We start from the raw sequence: 26,747 nt of genomic DNA, 5'->3' as shown, positions 1-26,747 counted from the left end.
CCCCCACCCGACCGGCTCGCGCCGGTCGACCTCCCCACGAGGGGGAGGTATGAGAAGCAGCGCTGGGCAGCGAGGCGATGAAACACGCCTGAGCGGCGCAACACGCTCCCCGCTCTCCCCTTGTGGGAGAGCACGCGCTCGCATTTTGATGCGCTATCGCTCGCTGCTTGAGAGCCATGCGAGCGCGGTGAGGGGTAAGCGGCTTTGCCGCGTCGAAAAAGATTCACCCCCACCCGACCGGCTCGCGCCGGTCGACCTCCCCGCAAGGGGGAGGTATGAAAAGTATACGGAAGCCACAGCAGCGCTGGGCGGTCAAGCAATTGATCATGCCCATCGAGCCCCCTCACAAATCGAGCGGCGCGGAGTCCGGCAGCAAATGGTGGAAGGTGTTGAGGTAGAGAACGAATCTCAGCGCGCCTCCGGGCGCGCGCTCGAGGATCCAGTCCTCGCCGACGACAGCCTTGATCGCGTTGGGCGCCGGCCGGCCGGCAATCTCCACCTGCCAATAGACGGTGCCTTGCGCCCGAACGCGCTCGGGCGATGCATTGAGCGGCGTGAGCTCGAAATGTCCGAAGCTGTGGTGCTCGTTGACCCACTGAGCATGCAGGGTCTCGTGCTCCTTGAGGCTGATGGTTGCGCCGTTCCAGGCGATGTAGATGCGCGCATGAGGATCGAGGAAGAATTGCGCCTGCTCGGCGGCCGTCGCTCCGTTCGCCACTGCATTGAAGAAGCGCATGCCGAAGTCCCGAATTTCATCCAGGGTGATCATCGCAGCGCCCCTCCCGGCCAGCCGGCCCCGACGCGGGCGTAAATGAAAGCGCCCGCGGAGTCGAGTGGGACAAGCGGGTGGTGAAGCATTTGATCATGCCCATGCGGCGCAACCAGCTCCCGCTCTCCCCTTGTGGGAGAGCACGCGCTCGCATTTTGATGCGCTATCGCACGCTACTTGAGCGCCATGCGAGCGCGGTGAGGGGTAAGCCGCGTAGCGGCGTCAAAAATAGAAATACCCCAGCGCTGAGAAATCCCCCACCCGACCGGCTCTCGCCGGTCGACCTCCCTGCAAGGGGGAGGTATGAGTCCTCAGCTTCAACCGAGACTACCCTCACCAAGCCTGCCGGAACCTGCCTGAATGACCATGCCCCCTAGTCCCTCCGAGGACGCCCAGGAGCTCTTGGACGAGGCCAACAGGGCCAGCGATCCGGCCTGGAGCAGCTGGCTCGCCTTCCTCCTGCTGCTGACCTATGTGGTGGTGACGCTCGCATCCGTGAGCCACAAGAACCTCCTGCTCAACAGCCCGGTCAAGCTGCCCATCATCAACGCCGACATTCCCCTGGTTGGCTTTTTCCAATACGCGCCGCTGCTGTTCCTGCTCGTCTATTTGTCGCTCCTCGTTCAGCACGTCATCCTGGCGCGGAAATATCGCAGGTTCACCGACGCCATCGCCCCTTATGAGATGGAAACCGGGACCCAGCACCCGGCCCGTGAACGGGTGCATTCCTACGTGTTCTCGCAGATCGCGGCCGGCCCCAGGCCCAATCTGATCACCAAGTTCATGATGCAGCTGATCGTCTACGTGACGTTCAGCGTCCTGCCGATCATCACGCTGCTCTACTTTCAGATCAAGTTCCTGCCCTACCACGAGATCTCGATCACCTACTGGCATCGGCTCGCCGTGATCCTCGGCTTCGCCATGCTCATTCTGCTCACGCCTCTCATGCAGAATACCGGCCCGGAGCGGCGGAGATGGGACATCAAAGTCGGGCCGCAAGCAGAGGCCTGGGAGGCCTCGGGTACACAGGTGCTCCTGGTCCTTTTCCTGCTTCCGCTCGTGGTCGGCTTCAGCTGGTTGATCGCCACCGTGCCAAACGAATGGATCGATCGGCGTCTGGGGTTTGTCGCCCCGGCAAGCATCAGGGGCGGGGCGGATGCAGAGGCGAAGCTGCTGAACCCCCTCGTGCGCCGCATCGTTTACGACCGCCTGCCCGACGATAACGACAAGGGGTGGTGGCGACGTTGGCTGTTGTCGTATCGCGTTCTCATCGTCGAGGACACCGATCTCGGCGCTGAGGAAGACGAGAAGGTCGTGCTTCGCGAACGCAACTTTCGCTTTGCCCTGCTCAGCCGGTCGGATCTTCACCGCGCCGATCTTTCGTGGGCCGATCTCCGTGCCACGCAAATGTGGAAGACGCTCGCCAAGGGCAAGCTCAAGGACACCCAGCTTCAGGGGGCATTTTTGCAAGGCGCCCAGCTTCAGGGCGCCCAGTTGAACTCGGCCCAGCTTCAGGGCGCCGATTTGAGCAAGGCCCAACTTCAGGGCGCCGAATTGAGCTACGCCAATCTTCAGGGCGCCGATTTGCGAGGGGCGGAGCTTCAGGGCGCCGATCTCAGCTCCGCCAATCTTCAGGGCGCCGATTTGCGGGGGACTCAGCTTCAGGGCGCCAAACTCGAAGGGGTCCAGCTTCAGGGCGCTGACCTGGCAGCGGCAGAGATTTGGCTGGTCAATTTCCCATCCGACCTTGCCGATCAATCGCCGGCTCCAACGGGCTTGGCCGATCTCAAAATGTCGCCTCTGACGCCTGAGGCGCAGGCGCAGTTGAAACAGGACCTCAACGCCAGCATCACCGACCCCGTGGTGTTGCCGGTCGTGATGTCCCGCCTCGATGAGATCCTGCGCAATGAGCCGCCGAACTGGGACGATGCGAAAAGCTGGACGGACTATGCCGGCACGGCGAAGGAACCGTCAGCCGAGGAGCTCGCTCGCTTTCATGCCGGTTTGGCCTGCGCCGATGCCGAGGGTACTGTCGCAAATAGCATGGCGCTACGAGCCAAGGAGCTTGAGACTGAGCATTTCGGAAAAGGCTATGCCAAGGCTTTCGCAAGCGCGCTGCTCGATGAGAATTGCAAGGGCGGGAAGGCACTGACGGATGAGACTCGGGCAGCGCTCGACTGAGGTGATCATGCCTCATACGCTTCGGATTGCCGCATTGACGCTCCTGGCCGCGCTCCTGATCGGTGGCCCGACGCCTGCCGCCTTTGGTCAAGCGACAACGCCGCCGGTTGTGGAGAGCGGGGTCGCGGCGAGCGGTGACTTCGCCGGCCTGGTGGATATCGGCGGCCGCCGGCTCTACCTCGCCTGCAAGGGGTCCGGCACCCCGACCGTCATCCTCGAGGCCGGCGCCGGCAACAATGGCGACATCTGGAGTGAGGTGGCGCCCGAGGTGGCGGGGCAGAGCTCCGTCTTTGACGGCGTCGCCGCGTTCACGCGCGTCTGTGCCTACCATCGTCCAGGAACCATCGCCGGGTCCCAAACGATCCAGCGAAGCCGCAGCGACCCGGCGCCGATGCCGCGCAGCGCCGGCGACGTCGTTGCCGATTTGCGCGCGCTCCTTGCCGCTGCCGGCGTGCGCCCTCCTTTCGTGCTGGTCGGCCATTCGTTCGGCGGCCTGGTCGTCAGGCTGTTCGCGAGCACCGTTCCCCCCGACGACGTGGTCGGCCTTGTCCTGGTGGATGCCGCGCAGGAGGATTTCTGGACGAAGCTCAAGGCGCTGGTGACGCCAGAGCAGTGGAAGGACATGACCTCGAGCACGCCGCCTGAGCTCGCCGACTATCACGACATCGAAAGGCTGGACGTCGATGCGAGCGCGGCCGAGATGCATCAGGCGGCGGACGCGAGGCCGTTGCGCCCGATGCCGCTCGTCGTCCTCTCCCGCGGACGTCCGATGGAGCTGTCCCCTGACTCCAAGCTGCCGGCGAACTTTTCGGCCGAGCAGGAGAAGATCTGGCGGGATTGCCAAGACAAATTGGTGGCGCTTGTGCCAGGGGCCGAGCACGTGATCGCCACCAGGAGCGGGCACTACATCCAGACCACGGAGCCGAATTTGGTGATCGCTGCCGTGCGGCAAGTGGTCGAGGCGGCGCGCATGGGCTCGCTAGGCGTCACCCCGGACCATCCTTAGCCATCGCTGAGCCTACAGGCGGCGGAGACAGGCTTGGATCATGGCGGCCGATTCTGAAGGAAAGAAACTGGAAAAAAATGAGGCGTCCGTCAGCGTCCTTCCGCGCCCGGGACGCCGTTCCGGCGAGCTCGGGTGAGATCGATGCTGCATAGAGACGGCAAGTGACGGCACCGCGCGTCGATCCAGTCCACACGACCTCAGAGCTTCCGGCGGAGGCTGATGTCGTCGTCATCGGCGGCGGCATCGTCGGCGCCTCGACCGCGCTCTTCCTCGCCGAGAGAGGCGTGCCGGTCGCGCTCTGCGAGAAAGGCAGGATCGCCGGCGAGCAGTCGAGCCGCAATTGGGGCTGGTGCCGCAAGATGGGGCGCGATCTCGCCGAGGTCCCGCTCGCGGTGGAGTCCTTGCGGCTGTGGGAGGGGATGAACGCGCGGACCAACGCCGAGACGGGGTTTCGCCAGACCGGCGTTGTCTATCTGTGCGAGACCTCGAAGGAGGCGGCGAAACACGAGGCGTGGCTGGCGCACGCCAAGGCGTATCAGATCGACTCCCGCCTGATCGGGCCTGACGAGATCGACCGGCTCCTGCCTGGGTCGTCGCGGCGGTGGCCTGCGGCGCTCTACACGCCGAGCGACGGCTGCGCCGAGCCGGAGAAAGCCACGTCGGCCATTGCCAACGCCGCCTTCAGGAAGGGCGCCGCGATCCTCGAGGCTTGCGCCGTGCGCGGGATCGAGACGACCGCCGGGCGGTTAAGCGGCGTCGTCACGGAACGCGGGCCGATCCGCTGCCGCAAGGCGGTGCTCGCAGGTGGCGCCTGGTCGCGGCTCTTCTGCGGCAATCTCGGGGTGGAGCTGCCGCAGCTCAAGCTGCTCGCCTCGGTGATGCGCACCGGGCCCGTGGAAGGTGCGCCGGATCGCGCCGCCGGCGCCGACAATTTCGCCTTCCGCAAGCGGCTCGACGGCGGCTACTCGATCGCGCGGCGGAACGCCAACGTCGCCGAGCTCACGCCGGACAGCTTCAGGCTGTTCTTCGATTTCCTCCCCGCCCTGATCACCCAGTGGCACGAATTGCGGCTGCGCGCCGGTAGCAGCTTCATTAAGGAATGGCGCATCCCGAGGCGCTGGGCGCTCGATGCCGAGACGCCGTTCGAGACGGTCCGCACGCTGGACCCTGCGCCCTCCTGCGCCATCCTCGATGAGGGGGAAAGGAACCTCGTGCAGAGCTTCCCGGCTTTCGGCCGCATGACGGTCGTCGAGCGCTGGGCCGGCGTGATCGATGCGACGCCGGATGGCGTTCCCGTCATCTCAGAGGTGCCTTCACTTCCCGGCTTCTTCATTGCGAGCGGCTTCTCAGGCCACGGCTTCGGCATCGGCCCCGGCGCAGGCTATCTCATGGCTGACTTGGTGACGGGCGAGCCGCCGATCGTCGATCCCACGCCCTATCGCCACGGACGCTTGGTCAAGGGGTCCGGCGGCGGGCTCCTCACGCCGCATCGGGAAGCGAATGCCTGAAAGCCGCGACGCTCGGTTACGGCGCCTTGTCGGCAGACCCCGGGTCGCCGCTAAGGGGGCCAGCAGGGAAGGCTTTGCCGCCCATGACGGTCCCCAGCACCTTGATGTCCTTCAACTCATCCGGCGAGGTGACGTCGAGGGGGTTGCGGTCAAGAACGGTGAAATCGGCGAGCTTGCCGGCGACGATCGAGCCTTTCTTGTCGTCCTGCCCAAGCAGATAGGCCGCGCCGAGGGTCACCGCGTGCAAGGCTTGCGGAACGGTGATGCGTTCGGCCTCGCCGAGGACGCGCCCCGACATGGTCTTGCGCGCGCTCGCTGTCCACATGCAGAACAGCGGATCGACCGGCGTGACCGAAGCATCCGAATGCATGCTGTAGGGGATCCCCAGGCGCTCAGCGCTTCCCGCCGGGTCCATGTCCTCGGCGCGGTCAGGTCCGACGAATGTCGAGTAGTGCAAGTCGCCCCAGTAGTAGATGTGGTTGGTGAACAGATTGGTGGCGACGCCAAGCTCCTTCATTTTCAGAAGCTGGCTCTGCGACACAAACTGATTGTGCTCAAGCCGATGGCGCGTCGCCAATTGCGGATCTTGCCGCTCAGCCTCGGAGAGCGCGGTGAGCGCCATCTCGGTCGCTTCATTGCCGTTGGTATGGATCACGGCCTGGAACCCGCGCTTGTGGACCTCGAGGACCCATTTGTTCAAATCCTCTTGCGAGATGTTGGCGACTCCGTTGGCAAACGTCTTGTAGTAATGGGGCCATTGAATGAGGCCGGTGTAGCCCTGGATCGATCCGTCGACCACGAACTTGACGCCGCCGAAGCTGAGACGATCGGTATCGAATTTGTGCCACTCGGTGAGAGCATCGAGCCCACCCTTGGCCACGATTTCAGGCTTTTGGAAGACCTGGATAACCGGGTTCATAACGGTGCGCACCGGGAAGTTGGGGTCGGCGGCAACCGTCTGATAGGCCTTGTAGCCGCCCGGAATGGTGCCGAAGGAGAGATCGGCGAAGGTGGTCACGCCCACGCGATGCGCGAGCTCGGCCGCGCCCCAGGTGGCCTTGAGCATGGTCTTGGCATCGAGCGGCGGGAGCTTCTCGGCGAAAGCAAGAGCCGCCGTAATCTCCTCGATCTCGCCGGTGGGCTTGCCGTCCTTCTTGACGATGCCGACGATCTCGGTGCTATCGCCGATCCCGGCAATCTCGAACGCCTTGCTGTTAGCGTAATAGATATGCATCGACAGATTCTCGATCAGCATCGGATGACCGTTTGAAATCGGATCGAGATCGTCGCGGGTGAGCGGCGAGTCTGCGTAGAATTCCGGCTGATATCCCCAAGCGACCAGCCATTTGCCGTCGGCCGGCATTTTTGCTGCGGCCTCTTTCAGCCGCTCGAGCACCGCCTCTTTGGTCTCAAGCCCCTTGACCAGCGTGCCCTCGGGCGAGGTCCGGTCGAAGCGGCCGACATAGACGCCGAGCCAAAGCACGCCGGTGATTTGCGGGTGCATATGCGCTTCGATGAAGCCAGGCACGATCACCGCGTCCTGAAACTGCCGGTCGATCTTGACGTCCTCGTCGGTGACCCACCCTTTGACTTCGTCAAGCGTGCCGACGCCGAGGATCTTGCCGTCCATCACCGCAACCGCCTGCGCGGTGGGCGTGCCGGGATCCTGCGTCACGATCGTCTTCGCCGTATAGATGGTGATCTTCTTGGACGGCGCCGGCGCCGCGGCAGCCTCGGGAACTGGCGTGTCGATGCCGTGCGGCTCACGGGCAAGCTCGTGATTGCCCGCAAATGCAAAGTTCGGCGCCGCGATGAGGGCTGCAGCAAGGAAGACCCGGTGAATCATCTGCATGGATTGCCGCTTGAGCCTCAACCACGATTACCGGACCGCTCTCGAACGGGTTCAATGGAGCCTTTCCGGCCTTCTTGCAAACGGGACGCGCCGCGACGGTTACCAATGACGCAACCGCCGCGGCAATGCCGAGCGGCTCCTGCGCCTGTAAAGGATGAGTTGACCAAGCCGTTCCCGCTTCTCCCGCAAGGGAGGTATGAGAAGGGAGCCACCCCGCCATTCGGGACCAAACCGTCCTGCGATCCCCCACCCCGGCTCCGGCCAAGCTTTAGAGATACCAACAGGATCATCGGCTTAGGTGCAGACAATTCGGCCCGAATCGGCCATGCGTCATAGTCTATAAGGGTGCGGCCAAGGCCTCTAGGCTGCCTAAGGCTACGCTTTTTCGGAAGGGACCGATCCTATGATGTCGAAATCTGAGCTGATCGAGAAGATCGCCGACGAGTGCTCGCTGGCGAAGAAGGACGTGAAGGCGGCCCTCGAGGCGCTGGCCAGCGTCGGCCACAAGGAGATGAAGAAATCTGGCGAGTTCCTGTTGCCGGGCTTCGCCAAGTTCATCGTCGTCAAGAAGCCGGCCACCAAGGAGCGCACGGGCATCAACCCGTTCACCAAGGAGCCGACCGTGTTCAAGGCGAAGCCGGCCCGCAAGATGCTGAAAGTGCGCCCGGTGAAGGCCGCCAAGGACGCTGTCTGACGCAAAGCTTCCAAGCCTCGGCTCATGGCTGTCGTGGGCAGAGACGCCGTTCACCTCAAGCTTCTGCGGTCGCGAGCAGCCTATTGCTGACCTTGATCTTGTTGGCGAGCTCGCGGCCGAGAAGCCGGTAGATCAGGCCCGCGACCTCCGTCTCTTTGTCGAAGAACTGCCTGAGGGTGCGGCTGTCAAAGGCAATCGCCCTCATGTCGCCTTCGGCAATCACCGTCGCGGTTGCCGGCTTGTCGGTTAGGAACGCGACCTCGCCGACGAAGCTGCCCTTCTCCAGATGCGAGACCTCGCGGCCGCCGATCATGACGCCGGCGCGGCCGGAGCAGATGAAGAAGATTCTCTCAAGCGCCTCGTTCTCCTCGGCGAGCCTCGTACCGTCGGCGAGATCGACAAACTTGCCGGCGTTGAGCAGACGCGCGATCTGTGAATCGTCGAGGCCGGTCAGCACGCTGCGCAGCAATTCGCGATCGCCCTCGGGTAGGCGCAGCGACAGGCGGTCCTTCAACAGCCGATAGAGTTGGTAGAGGTTGATGAGGATAAAGATTATGTCCCAGCCGATGCCGGTGCGGAGATCGCCGCCTGAATGCCAGAAATAGAGGATCTCAAACGACAGTCCGACAACGGCGACCACGCGCAGCCAGAAGATGTCGCTCAGCCAGTAGGAAATCGCAATCAGCACGTAGGAGAAATGCCCAAACCAATTGTTGAAGCTGAACATCGTCGCCAAGTCGTCCATAAAGACCCTCCTCCAGGCCTCACGCGATGAGCGCTTCCATAAGATGATCGAAGTCTCGACCGAGTGCCAGCACCAAGCCCGCGCGCTGCGAAGGAGTACCCCGCATGGTTATTGCTTTGCGACGACGCCAGGCACGGGCCGGCTATCTTGCGCGCCTAGTTATGGCTGATATCGTAGAGTAGGCGCCAAAGGCAGCGTCAGATCGGCGAGTAGGTGATGATTGCCAGCGATGAACTGAGTGGAGTGAACGCGGCCGACGTGGTGAGGCGGTGCGCGGGCAAGAAGTGCGACAAGAGTTTCCAGGGGAAGCTGCCAGCCGAATGGAAGCGGTTGGCGCCCGACGCCGGCCACAGGCTAGGCGAACCGGCGCGCCCTACGGTTCTCTGCCCAAAGCACGCCCAAGCCGCGCCGGCCCAGTGAGCGATTGCCACCGGCAATAGACCATTTTGGTCAGGCGGCCGCTTCGCACGAAGATCAATTGTCCGGCGGTGGGCAAGCGTCTCCGCGGCGTGGCCTTGAACGGCGAGCGAAATAAGTATGGCCGGCGCGGAGCGGCGCTACGCCGTGATCTGCTTGAACACCTTGACGATGACGAGCAGGATCACGGCACCGATGAAGGCGAGGATGATGGCGCCGAGCAAACCGCCGCCAAGCGCGAGCGCGATGCCCAGCATGGGAAACAGGAAGCCCGCGATCAGCGCTCCCAAGATGCCGACGACGATATCGCCGACCAGACCGAAGCCAGTCCCTTGCACGAGCAGGCCGGCAAGCCAGCCCGCAATTGCGCCGATGACAATAGCGATGATGAGTGCTGTCAGCATGGTTTCCCCCCTTGGCTGAACGACAGGTCGCAGTCTAGCACAAGCGGGCGCGCACAAGCAGCAGAGTCTAGCCGACCCAGGGTGCGTCGGTCCCGAGCACGCCGGACTTGAAGACGCCCTCCATCAGCTTGCGACGTCACCCTCTGGCATGTTCCACAGGCGCCACCAGTCCGCGAAGGTTTTGGCATCGGCGCCAGGGGTTTGATACCGTTACATACTAGGCCGAGCGTGCCCGGACTGTCACCTTTCAGCCGGAAAGTCGATTTGGGTGGAAGGCACCATGAACCGCAAGACTTTGCTGACCGCCCTGCCCGCAGCGCTACTTCGGCGGCAGTTACAGCGGCAAGATAGAATTGCCTGATGGAGGCCGCGGCGACGGCGGCCATCCCGCGAAGGTGGCACCGCCGTCCGCCGCGCACCGGTAGGAGCGATTGCGTGGCAGCTCCCCGAGATCCTGCCGTTCCTCTCTACACCGCTCGCCATACCCATGCCCTGCCGTCTCTCGGCTCGTCGCGCAAGGTGGCCTTCGCCAGCCTGATCGGAACGACGATCGAGTGGTACGACTTCTTCATCTTCGGCACCGCTGCGGCCCTGGTGTTCAACGAGGTGTTCTTCCCGTCATTCGATCCGGTGACGGGGACCCTGGCCGCGTTCGCCTTCTTTTCCGTCGGGTTCATCGCCAGGCCCGTCGGCGGTGCGGTCTTCGCCCATTACGGCGACAAGATCGGCCGTAAGCCCATGCTGGTCTATTCGCTGCTGCTCATGGGCGCGGCGACGGTGCTGATGGGCCTGCTGCCCGGCTACGCCACGATCGGCATCGTGGCACCGGTTCTGCTGGTTACGCTGCGCTTCGCCCAAGGCTTCGGCGTCGGCGGCGAGTGGGGCGGCGCGGCGCTGATGGCCGTGGAGCACGCGCCTGAACACCGGCGCGGCTTCTATGGTGCCTGGCCGCAGGTCGGCGTGCCGGCCGGCATCGTCCTCGGCACCGGGACCTATGCGCTGCTGTCAGCAACGCTGTCCGACGAGCAGTTCCTCGACTGGGGATGGCGGGTGCCGTTCCTGGCGAGCGCGCTGCTCATCGCGGTCGGCATGTGGATCCGCCTCACCGTGGCCGAAAGCCCGATCTTCCAGGAGACGCTCGACGCCAAGGCGGCCGCCAAGATGCCGGTACTCGAGGCGCTCGAGACCTACCCCAAAGAAATTGCGCTGGCCGCCGGGTCGTTCGTCGCCACCCACGCCACGTTCTACATCGTGTCGGTGTGGCTGATCTCCTACGCCACGACCAAGCTTGGCTACGACCGCACCGCAATCCTCACCGCCAACGCGAGCTTGAGCCTGTCCGATATTCCAATGATTCTGGCCTTCGGCCTGCTCTCGGACCATGTCGGCCGCCGCAAGCTGTTCCTCGCTGGCATGGCCGTGCTCGCTCTGATTGCGATCCCCTATTTCATGCTGGTCTCGACCGGAAATATTTGGCTGTTCCTGCTCGGTGGTCTCGGCGTCCAGGCCTGCCGCAGTGCGGTCTACGGGCCGCAATCGGCGTACTTCGCCGAGCAGTTCTCCACCCGCATGCGCTACAGCGGCAGCTCGCTGGCCTATCAGTTTGCCGCCATCTTCGGCGGCATGTCGCCGCTGATCTGCACCGCGCTCGTCGCCATGACCAGAAGTTTGTACTCGGTGGCCGTGTTCGTCATCGTCATTGCCCTGATCTCATTTGCCTGCTCGTACCTGATGACCGAGACGCTGCGCACCGGGCTGCGCGGCGACGGAGCGAAGGCATTTGGTTAAAGGTGGAGCTCTGACACGGTTGACGGCATGCCGTTGTTTGCCGAAAAGAGGTGGCGTGTTATTGGGGGTCCGCCCCCGACACAAGCTCCAATCGAGGCAAATCGCATGGTGGACCAGGCAGCACTCGCCGACGTCGACAAACGTATCCAAATCGTCGAAGACAACTTGCGCGAGTTGATCGAGCAGGCCGCAGCCTATTCGGGCGCGGCCGACGAAGAGCGCAACGCCGATCGCATCGCCGACCAGCAGGCGAAATTGGATGCGCTGCTGAGGGAGCGCGAGGCGCTCATCGGCAAAGGCTGACGACGCCGGTCTGTCGTCCTGCCATCATCACTAGCAAGGTTGTCCAGTTGACGAGGCTTGTCTGCGCTCTCACACGGCCGACATCGCTGCGCCGAGGCCCTTCTTCAAATCGTCGGCGTTCATCGCCGGGATCACCTCGATCTCGGCATTGACCCCCGCAAATAACGGCTCGGCGATGGCGGGAAGCTCGGAAGAATCCTTCATGTCGAAAAAGATCAATGCGCAGCGCAGACCATCCTGGGCGACGAAATAGCTCGCTTCGGCGTTGAGTTTGCGGATCGTCTTCTCGAACAGTTTGGCGAGCGAGCCATCCTTGACCGCGTCGTTGCCGGCATCCGTCGGTATCAAGATCTTCAGCATCATGCGCATGGCGATCCTCCATCTTCTTGTCCGGTGAGCATAGCGAAGCCGCACTTTTAGCGCGAAAGGTCAAAGCGACGCCCGCGCAAAAAACCTTCAAATCCGGCTTGCCAGCAGGCGCACCAAAAATGCCTTCGACTTCACATAAATTCCAGGTGCCTCACTTTCGCGCGGGCCGCCGATACACAGCGCCAACGGCCCCTGCCCTTCGCCGAGGAAGCCTGCCGCAAGATGTTCGGCGCCGCCGGCATCGATATCGATGACGATATGCGGCTTGGCCAGAGCCTTGGCGCATTCAATCGCAAGCGCGGTGCCTTTCGACACCGGCAGCCCGGTGCGGTCGACCAGCACCATCAGCCGATCGCAGTCGCGCACGTTCCATTCCGTGCGCTCACGTGGGTCTGCCTCAGGCGTCTCGCGCAACCCGGCATAAAGGGCCAACACGCCGGGAGGGCTCGGACGATCCTCGGCCCAGCCGCCCTTCGGACACCAGCCGCGATAGGCAATGCCCCGCTCGATGGCCACATCGAGCGCGGCGCGGTCCACCCCGGTCTGGCCGCCGGAGACGATGGTCAGCATCTCGTCAGCCGGCACGGTCGACGCCGATAACGAGCGAGGCGAGATAGGACCCGCCTTCCTCCGTCACGCTCACCAGCGTGTCGGCGCCGCCCTGGTCCTGAAAGATGAAGTCCTCTTCATTGGCGACAATGTCGCGCTTCGTTTTGCGCTCGTCGTAGGGCGGGCGCCCCGCATAGATCCGCGCCGAGAGGTCGTCGGGAAAATAGAGCTGGCCGGTGACCAGGGTCGTCGCGTCGAGCAAGATCTTGAAGTGGATGTGCGGCGCGCGGCCGGGATACCAGCCGGGATAGATCGTGGCGAAGCGCACCTGACCGTCGGCATCGGTGAATTGCGTGCCGCGCAGAAAGGTCTGGCCGCGGGTCGAGACGGCGTCGTCGCCCTGGCCGCGATAGCCTGAATACATGCCACGGCCGTCGGCATGCCAGAGATCGACGCGGGCGCCGTTCAGCCTGGTGCAATCCTTGGCGGAAACCACCTGCAAAGTGAGCGCGAGCGGCGCGCCGGGCCTCCCCTCGGTAATGTCGGCGCGCACGAGCTTCGGGTCGAAATAGAACGGACCTTGCACCGCCTCAGGCGTGAGGATGCACACTTTGGCGCCGGGGAGCGTGGCGGCAAGGCGCTCTTGCGCCGAGAGGGTGGTGCCCGCGGCGAGGCCGAAGCCGAACGTCGCTGCGGCGCCGGCCAGGGCTTGGCGGCGGGTCAGGCCAGTCGCCTTCTCTTTCCGGTTCTTGCCCATGACCATCACGCAGCTTCCCACCGAAACGCGACCTTGTCTTGCCTTGCGCTTTCATTGAGCCGTTGCATCATGGCGTCAATGAGGGAAGGCTTCGATGCCGCCAATGGCGCGACTTTCGATCCTGGGCTTTGTCGGCGGCGCGCTCGCCGTGCTCATCTTCCATCAGAGCCTGTGGTTCCTGTTCAATCACATCGGCCTCATCCCGCCCGAGCGCCCGGCCTGGCCGCTCTACCCCATCCCGCCCTTCGGCGTGCCGTCGGTGATCTCCAAGGCGTTCTGGGGAGGGGTGTGGGGCGCGGTTCTGGCACCCCTGCTCTCGCGTTTGCGCGGGCGCGCCTATTGGGCGGGCTGGATCATCATCGGGGCGATCGCGCTGCCGCTCGTCGGATTCTTCGTGGTGCCGCCGATCAAGGGCGAGCCGGTTCCGGAACTCTGGCCGCGCTTCCTCGCCTCCATGATGCTCAACGGCAGCTGGGGATTCGGCACGGCGCTATTCCTGCGGCTCGTGAGGGCAGCACGGCCGGCCAAATAGAGGCCTCAGCCTTCGCGGTTGGGCGTGCCGAGGATGTGGCTCTTCGGCGGCAGCATCACCTGGTCGAAGTCCTGCGTGAACATCGCCGCGGCGAAGAAAGCGACGGCGCGCAGCGTTTCCTTGCCGGTGTTTTCCAGGTCGTGGCGCACCGGTGTCGGCAGCACGAACACGCTGCCTGGCCCGACCGGCCAAGTGGACCCGTCTTCCATATAAAGCTTGCCGGTCCCGGCGATGATGTATTGCGTTTCTTCCGTCGCATCGGTGTGCCAGCCAAGCCGCTTGCCTGGCTCGATCTCGTAGACGATGGTCGAGGACGCCGTGGCGCCGTGCGCGCCATAAACGGCGAAGGCGCCGGCCCAATGCACGGCGGGGTCGGTCTCGCCCCACACCTCTCCACGTTTGAGAGTGCTGGAATCGACGACCGGATTCTTGGAAACCATAGGTTGCTCCTTCATGAGTTCGAGGCGAACCTCGCCCACCATAGCATGACGGGCGGTTACCGATCGGTGACGACGCCGCGGCAGATTAGACTGAAACTTTGTCGATCTGTTACAGCGTCAGGCGGCGGCGAGCTCCTGGTCGAGCGCTGTCGCCCGCCTGAGCGCCGGACGCGTCTCGATGCGCGCGACGTAATCGACGAATTCCGGCCGCTTCGGCAACAGGTTGAACATCATGCCCCAGCGTAGGGTCGAGCCGATGACCACGTCGGCGGCGGTGAACTGCTCGCCCATGAGGTACGGGCCTTTGGCTACGGCGTTGGCCACCACGTTCATCACCGTGTCGAAATCGCCATAACCGAGCGCGGCGCGGCGCGGTTCCTCCTTGCGGGGAAAAGCGCGGTCGGTGATCGCCGGCTCGACGCAGCCTGGCCCGAAGAACAGCCATTTGAGATAGATGCCGCGGCGGGGATCGCCGATCGGCACGTTGAGCCGCGCTTGCGGGAAGGCGTCGGCGAGATAGGTGCAGATGGCGGCTGCCTCGGTGACCACCACGTCGCCATGTTTCAGCGCCGGCACCTTGCCCATCGGGTTGATGGCGAGATAGTCGGGCTTGGCCTGATCGCCCTCCATGAGCCGCAGCAAATGGATGTCGTAGGGCTCGCCGATTTCTTCCAGCATCCAACGCATGATCGACGAGCGCGACGGCGCGGCATGATAGAGCGTGAGCTTGGCCATCCCGAACCTCCTTTGGCGCTGCTGTCGGTTCGGTTTGCACGACAATGATGGCGGGGGCGTGAAGCAGGCAGAGCGGCCCGTGCCGCTGTGGGGAGGCGGCCAAAGCGCCCGATTTCCGGCGTTTTCAACGCGCAAATCCGGGCTCAAGGGCACGAAGCCCAAATCCCGCCATGTTCCCCGCCATGTTCTCAGTGTTCCGACTTCGTGTTAGGGTTTTGCCAAGTCCGTCATCGGCTGAGGGGGGTCGCTCGACCGATTTTGCATGTCCTCTGATCAACGCTGGAAATTGGCGGGAATCGTCTCGATCGTTAGCATTGGCGGCGTCCTGATCACGGACATCGTCGCCAATGTGGTCGGCGGCTACATCTCCGATCAGATCAAGACATGGCAGGTCCCAATTCAGCCCCCAGCGCAAAATCAGGCTCAGGCCAATCACGACGCGTCCGGTGTCGATGCCGAGGCGGTATCGAGCATCCCTGCTCCTGCCAATGAGACGCGAGTGACCATGGCGGCGGTGGCGCCGAAGCCGCAGGCTGCGCCAATGCCGCCGATCGACCTCCCACCGGAATCGCCGCCTGAGGCAGCGACCGCGCCTGAGCCGATGCCGCTGCCGCCAGAGCCGCAACCCGTGATGTTGACCGGCACGGTGGAGCAGGTCATCGACACCGGCACGCTCAAGATCCAGGGCGAGACCATCGAACTCGCCGGCATCAAGGGGCTTGGCTCGCCCTATCGCGACCAGCTTGCGAAATTCATCGAGGAACAGGGCTCGCAGATCCGCTGCGAGCCAATCAGCGAGCGTTACGTTTGTTTCGTGAGCAACGTCGATCTCGGGCTTGCCGCGCTGACCAACGGAGCGGCGCGTCCCGCCGCCGACGCAACGCCGCAATACCGGCAGGCTGCGGATGACGCGCGGCGCAATCGCCGCGGCATTTTTCAGTGAGGCTCCGCCATTATTGGGGGTTGGCCATGGTGACATCGCGATACGTGATCGGGGCTTTGGTCCTCATCATTGCAATCGGTAGTTTGGTCGCCGGATGCGGCGCGCCAGGCTCGCGCCAGCAGGCAGGCACCGGAATTGGCGCCGTGGCCGGAGGCATCACCGGCGGCCTCATCGCCAGGAATGCCGGCTTCAACCCCGTCGGTGGCGCGGTGATCGGCGCCGTGGCCGGAGGCCTCGTCGGCAGCGCCATCGGCCGGTCGCTCGACGAGGAAGAGCGGCGTCAGCTCGCGCTCGCAAGCGAGATGGCGGCGGAGCAGCCTGTGGTGAAGAGCGCCCCGCCGAAGAAGGTGCAATGGAAGCGGACCAACCCGCAGACCAATACGGTCACGGCTTCGGGCTGGGTCGTGCCCAAGTCGGAGCCCTATCAAAAGCCTGACGGCACCACCTGTCGCGAGGTGACCCAGAGCGTCAGCAAGAACGGGCAGACCCAAAGCCAGGACGTCACGCTGTGCCGGACGGAAGTGGCGCAAGCCGACGGGTCGAACTGGGTGATCCCGCAATAACGGCCACGAGCGAACCGCTTACCTGCTGCCGCCGGCGGCGACTTTGCCGCTCCAATGCTCGGCATGCTGGGTGAAGGTGGCGAGGATCGCATCGAAGGTCGCCTGCTCGGCGCGCTCCCTGCCCATGGTGTTCTGCACGTCGGAGAACACCTCCCGATAATCTTCGTAGCCTTGCATGTCCTCGAAGCGGCGCCACCACAAATCGCCGACGAAGAAGTACTTCACCCAGGAGAACAACAGGTCGATCCAATCCTCGAGATAGCTGTGCAAATGGAGGTCCGGACCGCGGAGATAGAAGCTCGCCTCGCGAATGATATCAGCGTCGTGGTCCTGGCGTTCGACCTGAACGAGCCTGCCGTTGAGGAAGGGCGCGGCCTCGCTCTCGAGGAAGACGAAGCTCAGCCGGTCGGCGTCTGGATGCAGCTCACTGGGGTCGTACAGCCGGAAATCGATACCGCTCAGCCGCGCGCTCTTGAGCCAGGTGATCGAGGCGCGCTCGATGTCGGGATGGTCGATGGCGGGCAACTCCGCCTCGCGCGCGGCGGCGAGAAAGGTATTCTGGTCGGGCACGATCCCGCTCGAGATCACGATCCGGCCCGAGAGAGTTCGGTTGACGTGCTCGATATTGGCACGGGCGCGCCGCACCTTGCCCGGCAACGCGGCGGCGCGGCCGGTTACGATGACAGGCTCGGGAAGCCTGGTGCGCAGATAGCTGTCGCTGACCTCGGCCAGCCGCTCAAGATGCGCGATGAGCCGCGCGCGATCTCTCCGATCGGGACATCTGCCAGTCCAACCAACAACGACAGAGGACATGGAGACGCCACTCCACACTTTGGGTTGAAGCCGCACGACCTTGCGCCAGCATCAGGTTGGGCGCAAGGGCGTGCCGGTAAAGGTTTGTTGCTGTGGCAAACGGTGTGTTGCCAACATCGCTCAGGAGCGGATCAGTAACCACAATAGATCGAAGCGAGGGTTAAGAACGGCGAGATGAATGACCTCGCGCTGTCTTGATCGCATGGGGGATTGAAGAAAGCCGCATGGCGCGGCTTTCCTGGCGCCTCGTTCAGGTCGGCTATTTGAACAGGGCGAAATAGATCACGTAGAGCCAGCTGAAGAGTCCGTGGATGATGGCCCACAGGATCGAATGGTTGTTGGTGTAGGAAATGGCGATGGCGAGCGCGGTACCGAAGCTCACGCCATATTTCACGCCTTCCGCGCCGTAATTGTACGGTCCATTCATGCAAATTGCTCCTTCGTGCTTGGTCCGCGATCAGACTAACAGAAACGGCGTGACGTTGCTTTGTAACGTCACGCCGTTATTGCAAAGCGCAGACGCGGGCGGGGCCGCTTCTAGCGGTCCCGCTCGCGGAGCTTGTTCGCGCGAGCGTCTCGCGGCGCGTTAAACCTTTGCCGCAGCCCGATGGTCGCCAGCGCCCATGAGCATGCCGGCAACTTTCTCCGACACATAGCCGAAGACCGCGCCGAGGATCATCGAAAGGATGATGACGACGACCGGGTTGGCCATTGAGGCCTCGGTCACGCTTCCGCCTTTGAGCATGGCGTAGGCGACGGTCGAGGCAAAGCCATAGACTTGCGCGGGAATGCTCGCGAACATCGGGACATTGGCGAGCAGCACCATCGCCGCCACGCCGAGGCCCACGCAAATGGCCGTCCACATGGTCTCTGGTAGGCCGACGCCCATTCCCGCCACTTTCAAGGTGATGCCGGCGATCACGGCGCCGGCTGCGGTGCCCAGGATCGTTGATTGCAGACCGGTCTCTTTGCCACCGGAATGATAGTAGCATCCCCAGGCGATAAAGGCCGCCCAGATTGCGAGCATGCCGCCGAGCGGCCCAAGGAAGAGCCAGGTCGCGACGGCACCCAGTACGCCAAGGCTAATTGCTAAGGCTGTATTCAAGGACATCTCACCCCCCTTTGCTGGTTGGAGAGCGGGTGGATGTCCGCGCTGCCGGCGGTCCACCGGCTCTATGGAGCGGGAGCCTATTTTTACGCCATATTGATTCGGCTCCCGACTAAAGCATAATCGAAAAGCGTCCCATTTTGAACATCATTTCATATTTTTGCCCAAATTCGCGAGGGGGGGCCGAATGGGCCGCTAATTCGTGGCCTTAGGCAGATTGTCGATGTCCTTGATGTACCACTTCTCGACCTCGACCACGGCCGGGTTCTCGCCATTGGCGTAAATCCAGGAATCGACCGCGAACCTCTGGCGGGTTTTCTTCTCCTCGATCACCGCGGTCCAATGCGGCCAGTATTTCACCGGATCCCCCTGCAATGTCGCCTTCAGAAGGTCCCCCTTGGTCATGGGGATGCCAACCGTGTGGTACTTCAACAGCCCATGCGACTGGAGGATGAGGAGATAGCTCGTGGTGTTTGTCGCCTCGTCCACGCAATCCTGCTGGGTAGGATCGCCGGTGCCGCCAAATTGCATGCCAGCCCTGTCGTTGATGCCGAGCTTGGCGCCAACCTTCTTTTCGATCATGGCGATGGCGTAGGCGATGGCGCGGCGCTCCTGGAACGGCGTGTCGCCCTTCTTCACCTTGCGCATCTCCGCCGTGATGTCCTGGATGTCCTTGGGACGGAAGTAGAATGTGGTCTTCATCTGGCAGGTGTAAGCGTGACAGACTTCGACGGTATTGCCGTCAGGCGGCGCCACTCTGAACTCGGCAAAGTGGATTTGCGGCGGGCCTTCGCCGCGATCATAGGTGCACCCGGCGACACTAACCGCCGCGAGAACCAGGCTCACGAGAACGCGCCCCTGTCCCATTGAAAAACCGGCCGAATTTCGATTCCTTGGAGTGTTGTTGTAGCATTGGCCCCCGCCAACAGGCAGGTTGTGGCCTGCGTCCTGAGCAGTTTTCCGGCTTCTGTCACATCGCGGCAACAGTGGCGCCGCCGCCCGCCTCGGAATTCGGCCAAAATCTGCGAACGCGTCCCCGGCTTGAATCGGCGCCGATTGGGAGCTAGCTAGCCTCCATGGTCAAAGAGGTTCATGTGGTCGGCGGTGGCCTTGCCGGCAGCGAGGCCGCTTGGCAGCTCGCGGCCGCCGGCGTGCCTGTGGTGGTGCACGAGATGCGCCCGCTGCGGCGGACCGAGGCGCATCAGACAGGCGCCTTCGCCGAGCTTGTCTGCTCCAACTCCTTCCGCTCAGACGATTGGGGAGCCAATGCCGTCGGCCTGTTGCACGAGGAAATGCGCCGGGCCGGCTCTCTGATCATGACCGCCGCCGATCGTCACAAGTTACCGGCCGGGGGCGCGCTCGCCGTCGACCGCGACGGTTTTGCCGGCGAGGTGACCCGCCGGCTCGAAGAGGAGCCGCTGGTCTGCATCGTGCGCGAAGAGATTGGCGCCCTTCCCCCGGCCGACTGGGACAGCGTCATCGTGGCGACGGGCCCCCTCACCTCGCCCGCGCTTGCGCGCGCCGTGCAGTCGCTGACCGGCGAGGCCGAGCTTGCCTTCTTCGATGCCATCGCCCCGATCGTGCACCGCGAGACGATCGATATGAGCGTGTGCTGGCTGCAGTCGCGCTACGACAAGGCAGGTCCCGGCGGCGGCACCGCCGATTACATCAACTGCCCGCTCGACAAGGCGCAGTACGGCGCCTTTATCGACGCGCTGATCTCGGGCGAGAAGACCGCGTTCAAGGAGTGGGAAGGCTCGACGCCCTATTTCGAGGGGTGCCTGCCCATCGAGGTTATGGCTGAGCGCGGACGCGAGACGCTGGCCTACGGCCCGATGAAGCCCGTCGGCCTCACCAACCCGCATCGCCCGGAACGGCCTTATGCCGTGGTGCAGCTCAGGCAGGATAATGCGCTCGGCAGCCTGTGGAACATGGTGGGGTTCCAGACCAAGCTCAAACATGCCGAGCAGGTGCGCATCTTCCGCACCATCCCGGGGCTTGAGCAGGCGGAGTTCGCGCGGCTCGGCGGCCTGCATCGCAACACCTTCCTCAACAGCCCGGTGCTGCTCGATGGGAGCTTGCGGCTGAAAACTGACGCAAGGCTCCGCTTTGCCGGACAGATCACCGGGGTCGAGGGCTATGTCGAGTCGGCTGCCATCGGGCTGCTCGCAGGCCGCTTTGCCACAGCCGAACGCCTCGGCCAAGCGGTCTCGCTGCCGCCACCCGCCACGGCGCTTGGCGCGCTCCTCAATCACATCACCTGCGGGCATCTCGCGAGCAGCGGCGACGGCGCCTCGCGCAGCTTCCAGCCGATGAACGTCAATTTTGGTCTGTTCCCTCCCCTCGCCGCTCCGCCGAAGCGCGCAAAGGGAGAACGCGGCAGCAAGACGCTCGCTCGGAAGCACGCGCTTGCCACGCGCGCGCTTGCCGATCTCGAGCTTTGGCTTGCCGGAGTCGCGTCGATCGCCGCGGAGTGACGCGGTCTTACTTCTCGCGCTTGAGCACGAGCCAGAAGCGCAACAGCGACAGGTCGAGATCGGCGCCGTCATAGGTGCCCTTGAGATTTTCGATCAGTACCGTGCCCGACAGCGACCCGTTTGCCGCCTCGATCGGCAGGGGGCGGCGCTCGGTGACGACGACCCCGGACAGGCTGTTGGCCGCCTCGGTGAGGTCGAAGCGCAGCTCGGGACCGGTCTCGATGCCGGCAATGAGGCTGTTCCCGGCAATTTCAAGACTCACCGTGCCGAGGCCATCGACCCTCACAGTTTGCGGCGGGATTGCGCCCTGGATCGGGCCCTGGCTCTCGAACACGACCGGCCCGATCACCTGGCCGCGGGAGTCAAGCGATATGGCTCGAGGTGCATCTGCATAATACGTGAAGGTTGAGCCGGTGGACCGCGACAGGTCGGGCGGAAGCGACAGCGCTTCGAGAAGCTCGCGGACAGTCACTTCCGGCGATTTGCCCTCGGCGAACGGATTCTGCTGCTCGCCCTCGAACCAGGGAGCGAGCCTCCGAAGCGCGTGCCGCGTGTTCAGGTAGTATTCGATCTGGCGCACCCGCGCGGCGCTCGTGCCGAGCGGAGATTCGCTCCCCTTGGCAGGACGCGCGAACTTGCCATCGGCGAGCATCCCCTTCTCACGCAGGATGCCGGCGAGTTCGGCCGTCTGGCTCCGCACCGAGGCGCCGACGATGCCCCAAGGCCCAAACGACGCCACAAGCAGCAGAAGCGCAAGCAACCCCGGAATCACACGGAGATCGAAGCTCTCCCCTCGCCTCACCATGCGCCATACGGCAAGGATCAACGCCCAAAGGCCGATGAGCACGACCGCGTAACGCGGTTCGGTGAGGCCGTAGGCGGCGATGCGGGTATAGACCGCGAGAAACAGGAGCAGAACCGGCAGGACCGAGAGCCAGACCCAATAGCGCCAGAACAACCGCACCAGGATGCCGCCGCTGTCGTGGATGGGATAGGCCAGAAGCAGGGTTGCAGCGCCGGCGAGCAAATAGCCGACGACGAGACTGCCGAGAGTTCCCTTGGGCAGCGTCCCTGCGAGTCCGATCTTGAGGGCATAGGCATAGAGGATGGCAGTGTAGACAAGGAGCAGCGGCACCAGCACGAACCTGACGATGGTGGCGACGGCGCGGGTGGTGAACTCAGTCTCCTGATCGCTGATCCGGTCGGTGAAGTTTTGCGGCGCGAGCGCAAGCCAGCTCACCGGCGCCAAGAAGCCGAGCGCAACGGTCCAGATGCTCTCGTGCCATTTTTCCGGAAGCTCAAGCCCGAACAGGAAGTTCAAGGTTTCGAGGATGATGGAGAGGCCGCCGCCGAACAGGACAGCGCCGATCAGCCCAAGCGCGGCGGCGAGCCAGAGCCGATGGTTGAACAGCCAGAAGGCGGCGTTGCGATCTCCGCTCCGGAGTTGCCCCGCCAGCCCGACTGCAAACAGCAAGGCGCCAAAGAGCAGCGGCGGGAAAAGCCATGCCTCCCATCTGAAGTGGAACAGCAGCGCGATGACGGCGATACCGGCGAGCCAGGCGATTCCTCGCGCTTTTTGCGATCGGCCTTGGGACTCCACGAACAGATCGACCGCGACAACCCAAAGAAACGACGCGGCAAGCGTTCCGAGGATCTTTTCGTCAGCCTCGTTCGGGCTATCCGCCCAGAGCTTGTAGATCGTCAAGAAGCCGGCAAGCAGCACTCCGAGGGGAAAGCGCGAAACGGCTGCGCTCACGTCCGGAAGCCAGCTCCGCCAGGACCAGCGTCGTGTTGCCTCTGTCATGGATCGTCCTTCTGCTACGCCGATGGAGGAAAACGGCAGGTGCTTAGCCGCCACAGCCGGTGGAGCGGATTGATCTCGGCGATCTGCCGCAGCGGATCAACCTTCTGCAAAACGGAGAGGTAAGGACCGACCAGCGCCAGCGGCAGGAACGCCGGTCGCGCCGCAGGCGGAAGCTCTGCCACATGTTGCCTCGCCGATCCGAGCGCGGCTCGCGCCGTTTTCCGCAAATCCGCCAAGAGCTCGGTCAGCCCCTCGCTCGCCTCTTCGGATAGAAGTTGCGCCGGCGAGGTGCCGTGGCGGAGAAGCCCATCCTCCGGGAGATCGACGCGTCCGCGCCTTGCATGAACCGGCAGAGCGCGCATCAGTCCGGTGAGGCCATAGGCGATGCCGGCGGCTCTGACCGCCTGCTCCAGCGCACGAGGCTCAGCTGACCGGGCCCGAGCCATGCCGATTTCCGAGGCGAGCTTGAACAGCGCGCCTGCCGTCTTGGCGAGATAGTCGTCGAGCGCGCCTGCGTCCGGCATGATCCTCACCGACACGTCGAAGTGCCTCGCGTCGATCAAATCGGCGAGGCTATCGCGCGACAGGTCGCACTGCCGAACCGCGCGTCCGAGAGCGTCGGCCACCGGGTGACCGGCGATTTCGCCGGCGCAGGCCCGATCGAGCGCGTCGCGCCACCACTGGAGACGAATTTCGCCAAGCTGCGGCTCGCTCACCTGCTCGCCGATGCGCGCGAGCTCGACATTGAAGGCGTAGAGGGCAAACAGGGGCTCGCGGCAGGCGCCGGGCGCGAACAGCGCGCTCACATAGCGGTCAAGGTCGCCATCGCGGGCGATGGTGCGGACGGCAGCGTCTCGTTCGCCTGCCTGCAAGGCCTTCTTGTCCTAGAGCCTGATCCAGAAAGCCGGAGACCTTTCCGAAAGGATCATGCGTCAAATCAGGACTGGGCGCATCCCGCTCAAGCACGCGCCCGGGCTTGCGTCTTTGCCCTGGCGGGCGCGCTCGCCATGCCGCCGTCGCGCTTGACGCCGAGGATCAGCTGCAACGGTGCGGCAACATAGATCGAGGAATAGGCGCCGATGACGATGCCCCACACCATGGCAAGCGCAAAGCCGAAGATCGCCTCGCCGCCGACCAGCACGAACGGCATCATGGCGAGGAACGTGGTCACATGAGTCAAGACCGTGCGCGACAGCGTCTCGTTGATCGACAGGTCGAGCAGCTCGGTCAGCGGCATCTTCTTGTATTTGCGCAAGTTCTCGCGGATCCGGTCGAAGATCACGACCTTGTCGTTGAGCGAATAGCCGATGATGGTGAGGAGCGCGGCGATGCTCGACAGATTGAATTCGAGCTGAAGCGCGGAATAAAGGCCGATGGTGCCGGTCACGTCGTGGACCAGCGAGGCGACGGCGGCGACCGCGAACTGCCATTCGAACCTGAACCAGATGTACAACAGGATGGCGATCATGGCGACGACCACGGCGACGGTGCCGCCGGCGATCAGCTCGCTCGAGATCGTGGGTCCAACCACCTCGATGCGGCGATATTCGACCTGGTCGCCGAGCGCCTGCTTGACCTTGGCGATGGAGCCCTGCTGCTCCTTCTCGGTCGGCTGGGCGGCGATGCGGATCAGCACGTCGTTCGGCGCGCCGAATTCCTGGATCTGAACCTCGCCGAGATTGAGCCCGTGCACCTTGGAGCGAATGTCGCCAAGATCGGCGACGCTTTCCTTGGTCTGAATCTCGATGAGCGTGCCGCCCTGAAAGTCGATGCCGAAGTTGAGCCCGACCTTCCATACGAGCAGAAGCGGCACCACGGTCAGCAGGGCCGAGACCACCCAGCTGATGGTGCGCAGGCGTACGAAGCCGATCTTGGTGTCGGCGGGGATGAAATGAATGCCTGTGAACATAGCGGCGATTTTTCCTAAATCGGGATCAGGGCGGGCCGCGTCCAGCGCAGCCAATAGGACACCATGAGCCGCGTCAGGGTCACGGCGGTGAACAAGGAGGCGAGAATGCCGATGGTGAGGGTCACGGCAAATCCGCGCACCGCGCCGGAGCCAAGCCAAAACAGCACCAGCGTCGAGAGCAGCGTGGTGACGTTCGAGTCGATGATGGTGGTCATCGCCCGCTGATAGCCTGCCTCGACGGAAGCGACCGGTGACTTGCCTGAGCGTATCTCCTCGCGGATGCGCTCGTTGATCAGCACGTTGGCGTCGACGGCAATGCCGATGGTAAGCACGATGCCGGCGATGCCGGGCAACGTCAGGGTGGAGCCGATCAGCGAGAGTACGCCGAAGATGAGCGCGATATTGACCACGAGCGCGATATTGGCGAACAGGCCGAACAGCCCGTAAGCGGTAAACATGAAGATCACCACGAGCAGCAGCCCAAGCAGCGTGGCCTTCTTGCCCGAGGCGATCGAGTCGGCGCCGAGGCTCGCGCCGACGGTGCGCTCCTCGATCACGGTGAGTTTGGCCGGCAGCGCACCGGAGCGGAGCGTCACGGCAAGGTCGCTCGCCTCGGGGACTGTGAAGCGGCCGCTGATCTGTCCGGAACCGCCGAGGATCGGCTCGCGAATGACTGGCGCCGAAACCACTTTGCCATCGAGGATGATGGCGAAGGGCAGGCCCACGTTTTCCTGCGTCGCCCTGGCGAAACGCTTGGCGCCGCTGGGGTCGAAGCGGAAGGTCACGATCGGCTCGTTGGTGCGCTGGTCGAAGCCTGGCTGGGAGTCGACAAGATCCTCACCACTCACCAGCACCTGCTTCCTGATCACGTAGGGAACCGGCGGGGTGTCCTTGGAGTAGAGCAGCTCGTCGTCGATGGGAACCTGCTTGCTCTCCACCACCTGCTGCGCATTGGCGCCCGGATCGACCATCCTGAATTCGAGCTTGCCGGTCTCGCCGATGAGCTTCTTCAGCCGCTCGACGTCGCTGATGCCGGGAACCTGCACGAGCACGCGATTGCGCCCTTGGCGTTGGATGCTCGGCTCGGTGGTGCCGAAGGCGTCGACGCGCCGGCGGATGGTCTCGATCGAGGCCTGGATGGCCGAATTCATGCGCTGGGTAAGCCCGGCGTCGGTGGCCTTGAGCGTGACGCCATCGTCGCCGTTCTGACTGACGTTGAGATTGTTCACGCCCGATAGTCCGAACGACCCGCCAACCGGCTGAGACAGCTTGCGCAAGGCTTGGTAGGCCTTGTCGAAGTCGGTCGCCTGGCGAATCTTCACCGACACCGTGCGCCCGGCCACGTTCTGCGTGAGGTCGGTGTAGGAGATGCGATCCTTACGCAGCGTTTCACGCACCTCGTCGCGCAACTTGTTGAGCCAATCCTCGATCATCTCGTTCTCGTCGAGCTGATAGAGGAGATGGGCGCCGCCTTGCAGATCGAGACCGAGACTGACCTGCTTGTGCGGAAGCCAGCCTGGCATGGCCTCCATGGTCGAACGCGGGAAGAGATTGGGAAGGGCAAAGACGATGCTGGCGAGAACGATGCCGAGCACCAGGATCACCTTCCATTGGGAAAAATGCAGCATTGCCGCCTATCGACTCCAGATTTGGCTTTTCGAGGCTTAAGCGTTCAGACCCGAGCGAAACTCACTTGTCACTTTCCGCCGCCGCCTTCGACTTAGGCGCGGCTTGTGCCTCTCCCTTGCCCCGGACCTCAGAGACCGTCCCGCGCACGACCTTGACCCGGACTCCGTCGGCGATCTCGACCTGCAACTCCTGGTCATCGACCTTGGTCACCTTGCCGAGAATGCCACCAGAGGTGACCACGGTGTCGCCGCGCCTGATTCCGGCGATCAACGCCTGATGATCCTTCAGCCGCTTCTGCTGCGGCCGGATCATCAGGAAATACATGATGCCGATGATTAGCACGGTCGGAACGATCAAGCTATTCAGGGCGTCGAATGCGCTTGGGGCTGCTTGAGCGTATACGGCGTCGATCATTGCTGCTGTCCTCGGCTTGGCCTAAAGCTGGCCGCCCT

28 protein-coding genes are annotated in these 26,747 nt (G+C 63.7%); 10 read left to right on the top strand and 18 right to left on the bottom strand.

Going from position 1 to position 26,747, the window contains the following annotated elements; translation table 11 throughout:
* Positions 1–343: 343 nt before the first annotated feature.
* Positions 344–769, bottom strand: coding sequence for a hypothetical protein (locus ACREC7_RS04780; protein WP_431554549.1), 426 nt, complete (start codon positions 767–769; stop codon positions 344–346).
* A 360-nt stretch (positions 770–1,129) separates the two neighbouring features.
* Here ACREC7_RS04780 and ACREC7_RS04775 point away from each other — a divergent pair, with 360 nt between their 5' ends.
* The 3 genes from ACREC7_RS04775 to ACREC7_RS04765 all read left to right on the top strand — a co-directional run bounded on the left by ACREC7_RS04775 (position 1,130) and on the right by ACREC7_RS04765 (position 5,464).
* Entirely contained in the window at positions 1,130–2,950 is a 1,821-nt protein-coding gene (locus tag ACREC7_RS04775; RefSeq protein WP_431554548.1) for a pentapeptide repeat-containing protein, read from the top strand.
* Positions 2,925–3,956, top strand: a complete 1,032-nt coding sequence (locus tag ACREC7_RS04770) for an alpha/beta fold hydrolase (RefSeq protein WP_431554547.1) — start codon at positions 2,925–2,927, stop codon at positions 3,954–3,956. Before ACREC7_RS04775 ends, ACREC7_RS04770 begins: the two co-directional genes overlap by 26 nt.
* A 161-nt stretch (positions 3,957–4,117) precedes the next feature.
* Complete coding sequence (locus tag ACREC7_RS04765) at positions 4,118–5,464, top strand: NAD(P)/FAD-dependent oxidoreductase (RefSeq protein WP_431554546.1); 1,347 nt, start codon at positions 4,118–4,120, stop codon at positions 5,462–5,464.
* A gap of 16 nt (positions 5,465–5,480) precedes the next feature.
* Here the strand turns inward: ACREC7_RS04765 and ACREC7_RS04760 are convergent, their stop codons facing one another.
* Positions 5,481–7,316, bottom strand: a complete 1,836-nt coding sequence (locus ACREC7_RS04760; protein ID WP_431554545.1) for an amidohydrolase — start codon at positions 7,314–7,316, stop codon at positions 5,481–5,483.
* Positions 7,317–7,722: 406 nt separating this feature from the next.
* Between ACREC7_RS04760 and ACREC7_RS04755 the strand changes: the two genes are divergently transcribed.
* A complete protein-coding gene (locus ACREC7_RS04755) occupies positions 7,723–8,010 on the top strand; it encodes an HU family DNA-binding protein (RefSeq protein WP_431554551.1) in 288 nt (95 codons plus the stop codon).
* A 55-nt stretch (positions 8,011–8,065) separates the two neighbouring features.
* Here the strand turns inward: ACREC7_RS04755 and ACREC7_RS04750 are convergent, their stop codons facing one another.
* Together ACREC7_RS04750 and ACREC7_RS04745 are read right to left on the bottom strand one after the other, a co-directional pair.
* A complete protein-coding gene (locus ACREC7_RS04750; protein WP_431554544.1) occupies positions 8,066–8,755 on the bottom strand; it encodes a Crp/Fnr family transcriptional regulator in 690 nt (229 codons plus the stop codon).
* Positions 8,756–9,312: 557 nt separating this feature from the next.
* Complete coding sequence (locus tag ACREC7_RS04745) at positions 9,313–9,576, bottom strand: GlsB/YeaQ/YmgE family stress response membrane protein (RefSeq protein ID WP_431554543.1); 264 nt, start codon at positions 9,574–9,576, stop codon at positions 9,313–9,315.
* A gap of 435 nt (positions 9,577–10,011) precedes the next feature.
* On the opposite strand from ACREC7_RS04745, the gene ACREC7_RS04740 reads away from it, so the two are divergent.
* Complete coding sequence (locus ACREC7_RS04740) at positions 10,012–11,364, top strand: MFS transporter (RefSeq protein WP_431554542.1); 1,353 nt, start codon at positions 10,012–10,014, stop codon at positions 11,362–11,364.
* Between the two features lie 105 nt (positions 11,365–11,469).
* On the top strand, positions 11,470–11,667 hold the full coding sequence (locus ACREC7_RS04735) for a hypothetical protein (RefSeq protein ID WP_431554541.1): 198 nt from the start codon (positions 11,470–11,472) through the stop codon (positions 11,665–11,667).
* A 69-nt stretch (positions 11,668–11,736) separates the two neighbouring features.
* Here the strand turns inward: ACREC7_RS04735 and ACREC7_RS04730 are convergent, their stop codons facing one another.
* The 3 genes from ACREC7_RS04730 to ACREC7_RS04720 all read right to left on the bottom strand — a co-directional run bounded on the left by ACREC7_RS04730 (position 11,737) and on the right by ACREC7_RS04720 (position 13,348).
* Positions 11,737–12,036 (bottom strand): hypothetical protein, encoded by a 300-nt coding sequence (locus tag ACREC7_RS04730; RefSeq protein WP_431554540.1) that lies wholly within the window; start codon positions 12,034–12,036, stop codon positions 11,737–11,739.
* Positions 12,037–12,123: 87 nt separating this feature from the next.
* Positions 12,124–12,621, bottom strand: coding sequence for a putative molybdenum carrier protein (locus ACREC7_RS04725; RefSeq protein WP_431554539.1), 498 nt, complete (start codon positions 12,619–12,621; stop codon positions 12,124–12,126).
* A complete protein-coding gene (locus ACREC7_RS04720; protein ID WP_431554538.1) occupies positions 12,611–13,348 on the bottom strand; it encodes an intradiol ring-cleavage dioxygenase in 738 nt (245 codons plus the stop codon). Before ACREC7_RS04720 ends, ACREC7_RS04725 begins: the two co-directional genes overlap by 11 nt.
* An 88-nt stretch (positions 13,349–13,436) precedes the next feature.
* On the opposite strand from ACREC7_RS04720, the gene ACREC7_RS04715 reads away from it, so the two are divergent.
* Complete coding sequence (locus ACREC7_RS04715) at positions 13,437–13,874, top strand: hypothetical protein (protein ID WP_431554537.1); 438 nt, start codon at positions 13,437–13,439, stop codon at positions 13,872–13,874.
* Between the two features lie 5 nt (positions 13,875–13,879).
* Here the strand turns inward: ACREC7_RS04715 and ACREC7_RS04710 are convergent, their stop codons facing one another.
* Positions 13,880–14,314: a cupin domain-containing protein gene (locus ACREC7_RS04710; RefSeq protein WP_431554536.1), complete on the bottom strand. Its 435-nt coding sequence runs from the start codon at positions 14,312–14,314 to the stop codon at positions 13,880–13,882.
* Positions 14,315–14,431: 117 nt separating this feature from the next.
* On the bottom strand, positions 14,432–15,049 hold the full coding sequence (locus tag ACREC7_RS04705) for a glutathione S-transferase family protein (protein ID WP_431554535.1): 618 nt from the start codon (positions 15,047–15,049) through the stop codon (positions 14,432–14,434).
* Positions 15,050–15,311: 262 nt separating this feature from the next.
* Between ACREC7_RS04705 and ACREC7_RS04700 the strand changes: the two genes are divergently transcribed.
* Positions 15,312–15,992, top strand: coding sequence for a thermonuclease family protein (locus ACREC7_RS04700; RefSeq protein WP_431554534.1), 681 nt, complete (start codon positions 15,312–15,314; stop codon positions 15,990–15,992).
* 26 nt (positions 15,993–16,018) lie between these two features.
* On the top strand, positions 16,019–16,555 hold the full coding sequence (locus tag ACREC7_RS04695; protein ID WP_431554533.1) for a glycine zipper domain-containing protein: 537 nt from the start codon (positions 16,019–16,021) through the stop codon (positions 16,553–16,555).
* An 18-nt stretch (positions 16,556–16,573) separates the two neighbouring features.
* On the opposite strand, the gene ACREC7_RS04690 is transcribed toward ACREC7_RS04695, so the two are convergent.
* The 4 genes from ACREC7_RS04690 to ACREC7_RS04675 form a co-directional block, all read right to left on the bottom strand.
* On the bottom strand, positions 16,574–17,368 hold the full coding sequence (locus tag ACREC7_RS04690) for a hypothetical protein (RefSeq protein ID WP_431554532.1): 795 nt from the start codon (positions 17,366–17,368) through the stop codon (positions 16,574–16,576).
* Between the two features lie 259 nt (positions 17,369–17,627).
* Positions 17,628–17,795, bottom strand: a complete 168-nt coding sequence (locus tag ACREC7_RS04685) for a hypothetical protein (RefSeq protein ID WP_431554531.1) — start codon at positions 17,793–17,795, stop codon at positions 17,628–17,630.
* 159 nt (positions 17,796–17,954) lie between these two features.
* Complete coding sequence (locus ACREC7_RS04680) at positions 17,955–18,479, bottom strand: DUF1097 domain-containing protein (RefSeq protein ID WP_431554530.1); 525 nt, start codon at positions 18,477–18,479, stop codon at positions 17,955–17,957.
* 192 nt (positions 18,480–18,671) lie between these two features.
* Entirely contained in the window at positions 18,672–19,322 is a 651-nt protein-coding gene (locus ACREC7_RS04675) for a hypothetical protein (protein WP_431554529.1), read from the bottom strand.
* Positions 19,323–19,552: 230 nt separating this feature from the next.
* On the opposite strand from ACREC7_RS04675, the gene trmFO reads away from it, so the two are divergent.
* Positions 19,553–20,953 (top strand): methylenetetrahydrofolate--tRNA-(uracil(54)-C(5))-methyltransferase (FADH(2)-oxidizing) TrmFO, encoded by a 1,401-nt coding sequence (trmFO, locus tag ACREC7_RS04670; RefSeq protein ID WP_431554528.1) that lies wholly within the window; start codon positions 19,553–19,555, stop codon positions 20,951–20,953.
* A 7-nt stretch (positions 20,954–20,960) separates the two neighbouring features.
* Here trmFO and ACREC7_RS04665 read toward each other — a convergent pair whose 3' ends face one another.
* From ACREC7_RS04665 to yajC, 5 genes are all read right to left on the bottom strand, one after another.
* Positions 20,961–22,757, bottom strand: coding sequence for a DUF4153 domain-containing protein (locus ACREC7_RS04665; RefSeq protein WP_431554527.1), 1,797 nt, complete (start codon positions 22,755–22,757; stop codon positions 20,961–20,963).
* A 14-nt stretch (positions 22,758–22,771) separates the two neighbouring features.
* Complete coding sequence (locus ACREC7_RS04660; RefSeq protein ID WP_431554526.1) at positions 22,772–23,629, bottom strand: phytoene/squalene synthase family protein; 858 nt, start codon at positions 23,627–23,629, stop codon at positions 22,772–22,774.
* Between the two features lie 86 nt (positions 23,630–23,715).
* The gene (gene secF, locus ACREC7_RS04655) at positions 23,716–24,666 is read right to left on the bottom strand and encodes a protein translocase subunit SecF (protein WP_431554525.1); all 951 of its coding nucleotides are present in this window, start codon (positions 24,664–24,666) and stop codon (positions 23,716–23,718) included.
* Positions 24,667–24,680: 14 nt separating this feature from the next.
* Positions 24,681–26,294, bottom strand: coding sequence for a protein translocase subunit SecD (gene secD, locus ACREC7_RS04650; RefSeq protein ID WP_431554524.1), 1,614 nt, complete (start codon positions 26,292–26,294; stop codon positions 24,681–24,683).
* Positions 26,295–26,355: 61 nt separating this feature from the next.
* Complete coding sequence (gene yajC, locus ACREC7_RS04645; RefSeq protein ID WP_431554523.1) at positions 26,356–26,709, bottom strand: preprotein translocase subunit YajC; 354 nt, start codon at positions 26,707–26,709, stop codon at positions 26,356–26,358.
* Between the last annotated feature and the right edge of the window lie 38 nt (positions 26,710–26,747).

The organism is Methyloceanibacter sp., assembly GCF_050728395.1.
Classification (GTDB): domain Bacteria; phylum Pseudomonadota; class Alphaproteobacteria; order Rhizobiales; family Methyloligellaceae; genus Methyloceanibacter.
This window is presented reverse-complemented; position numbering and strand designations above follow the sequence as displayed.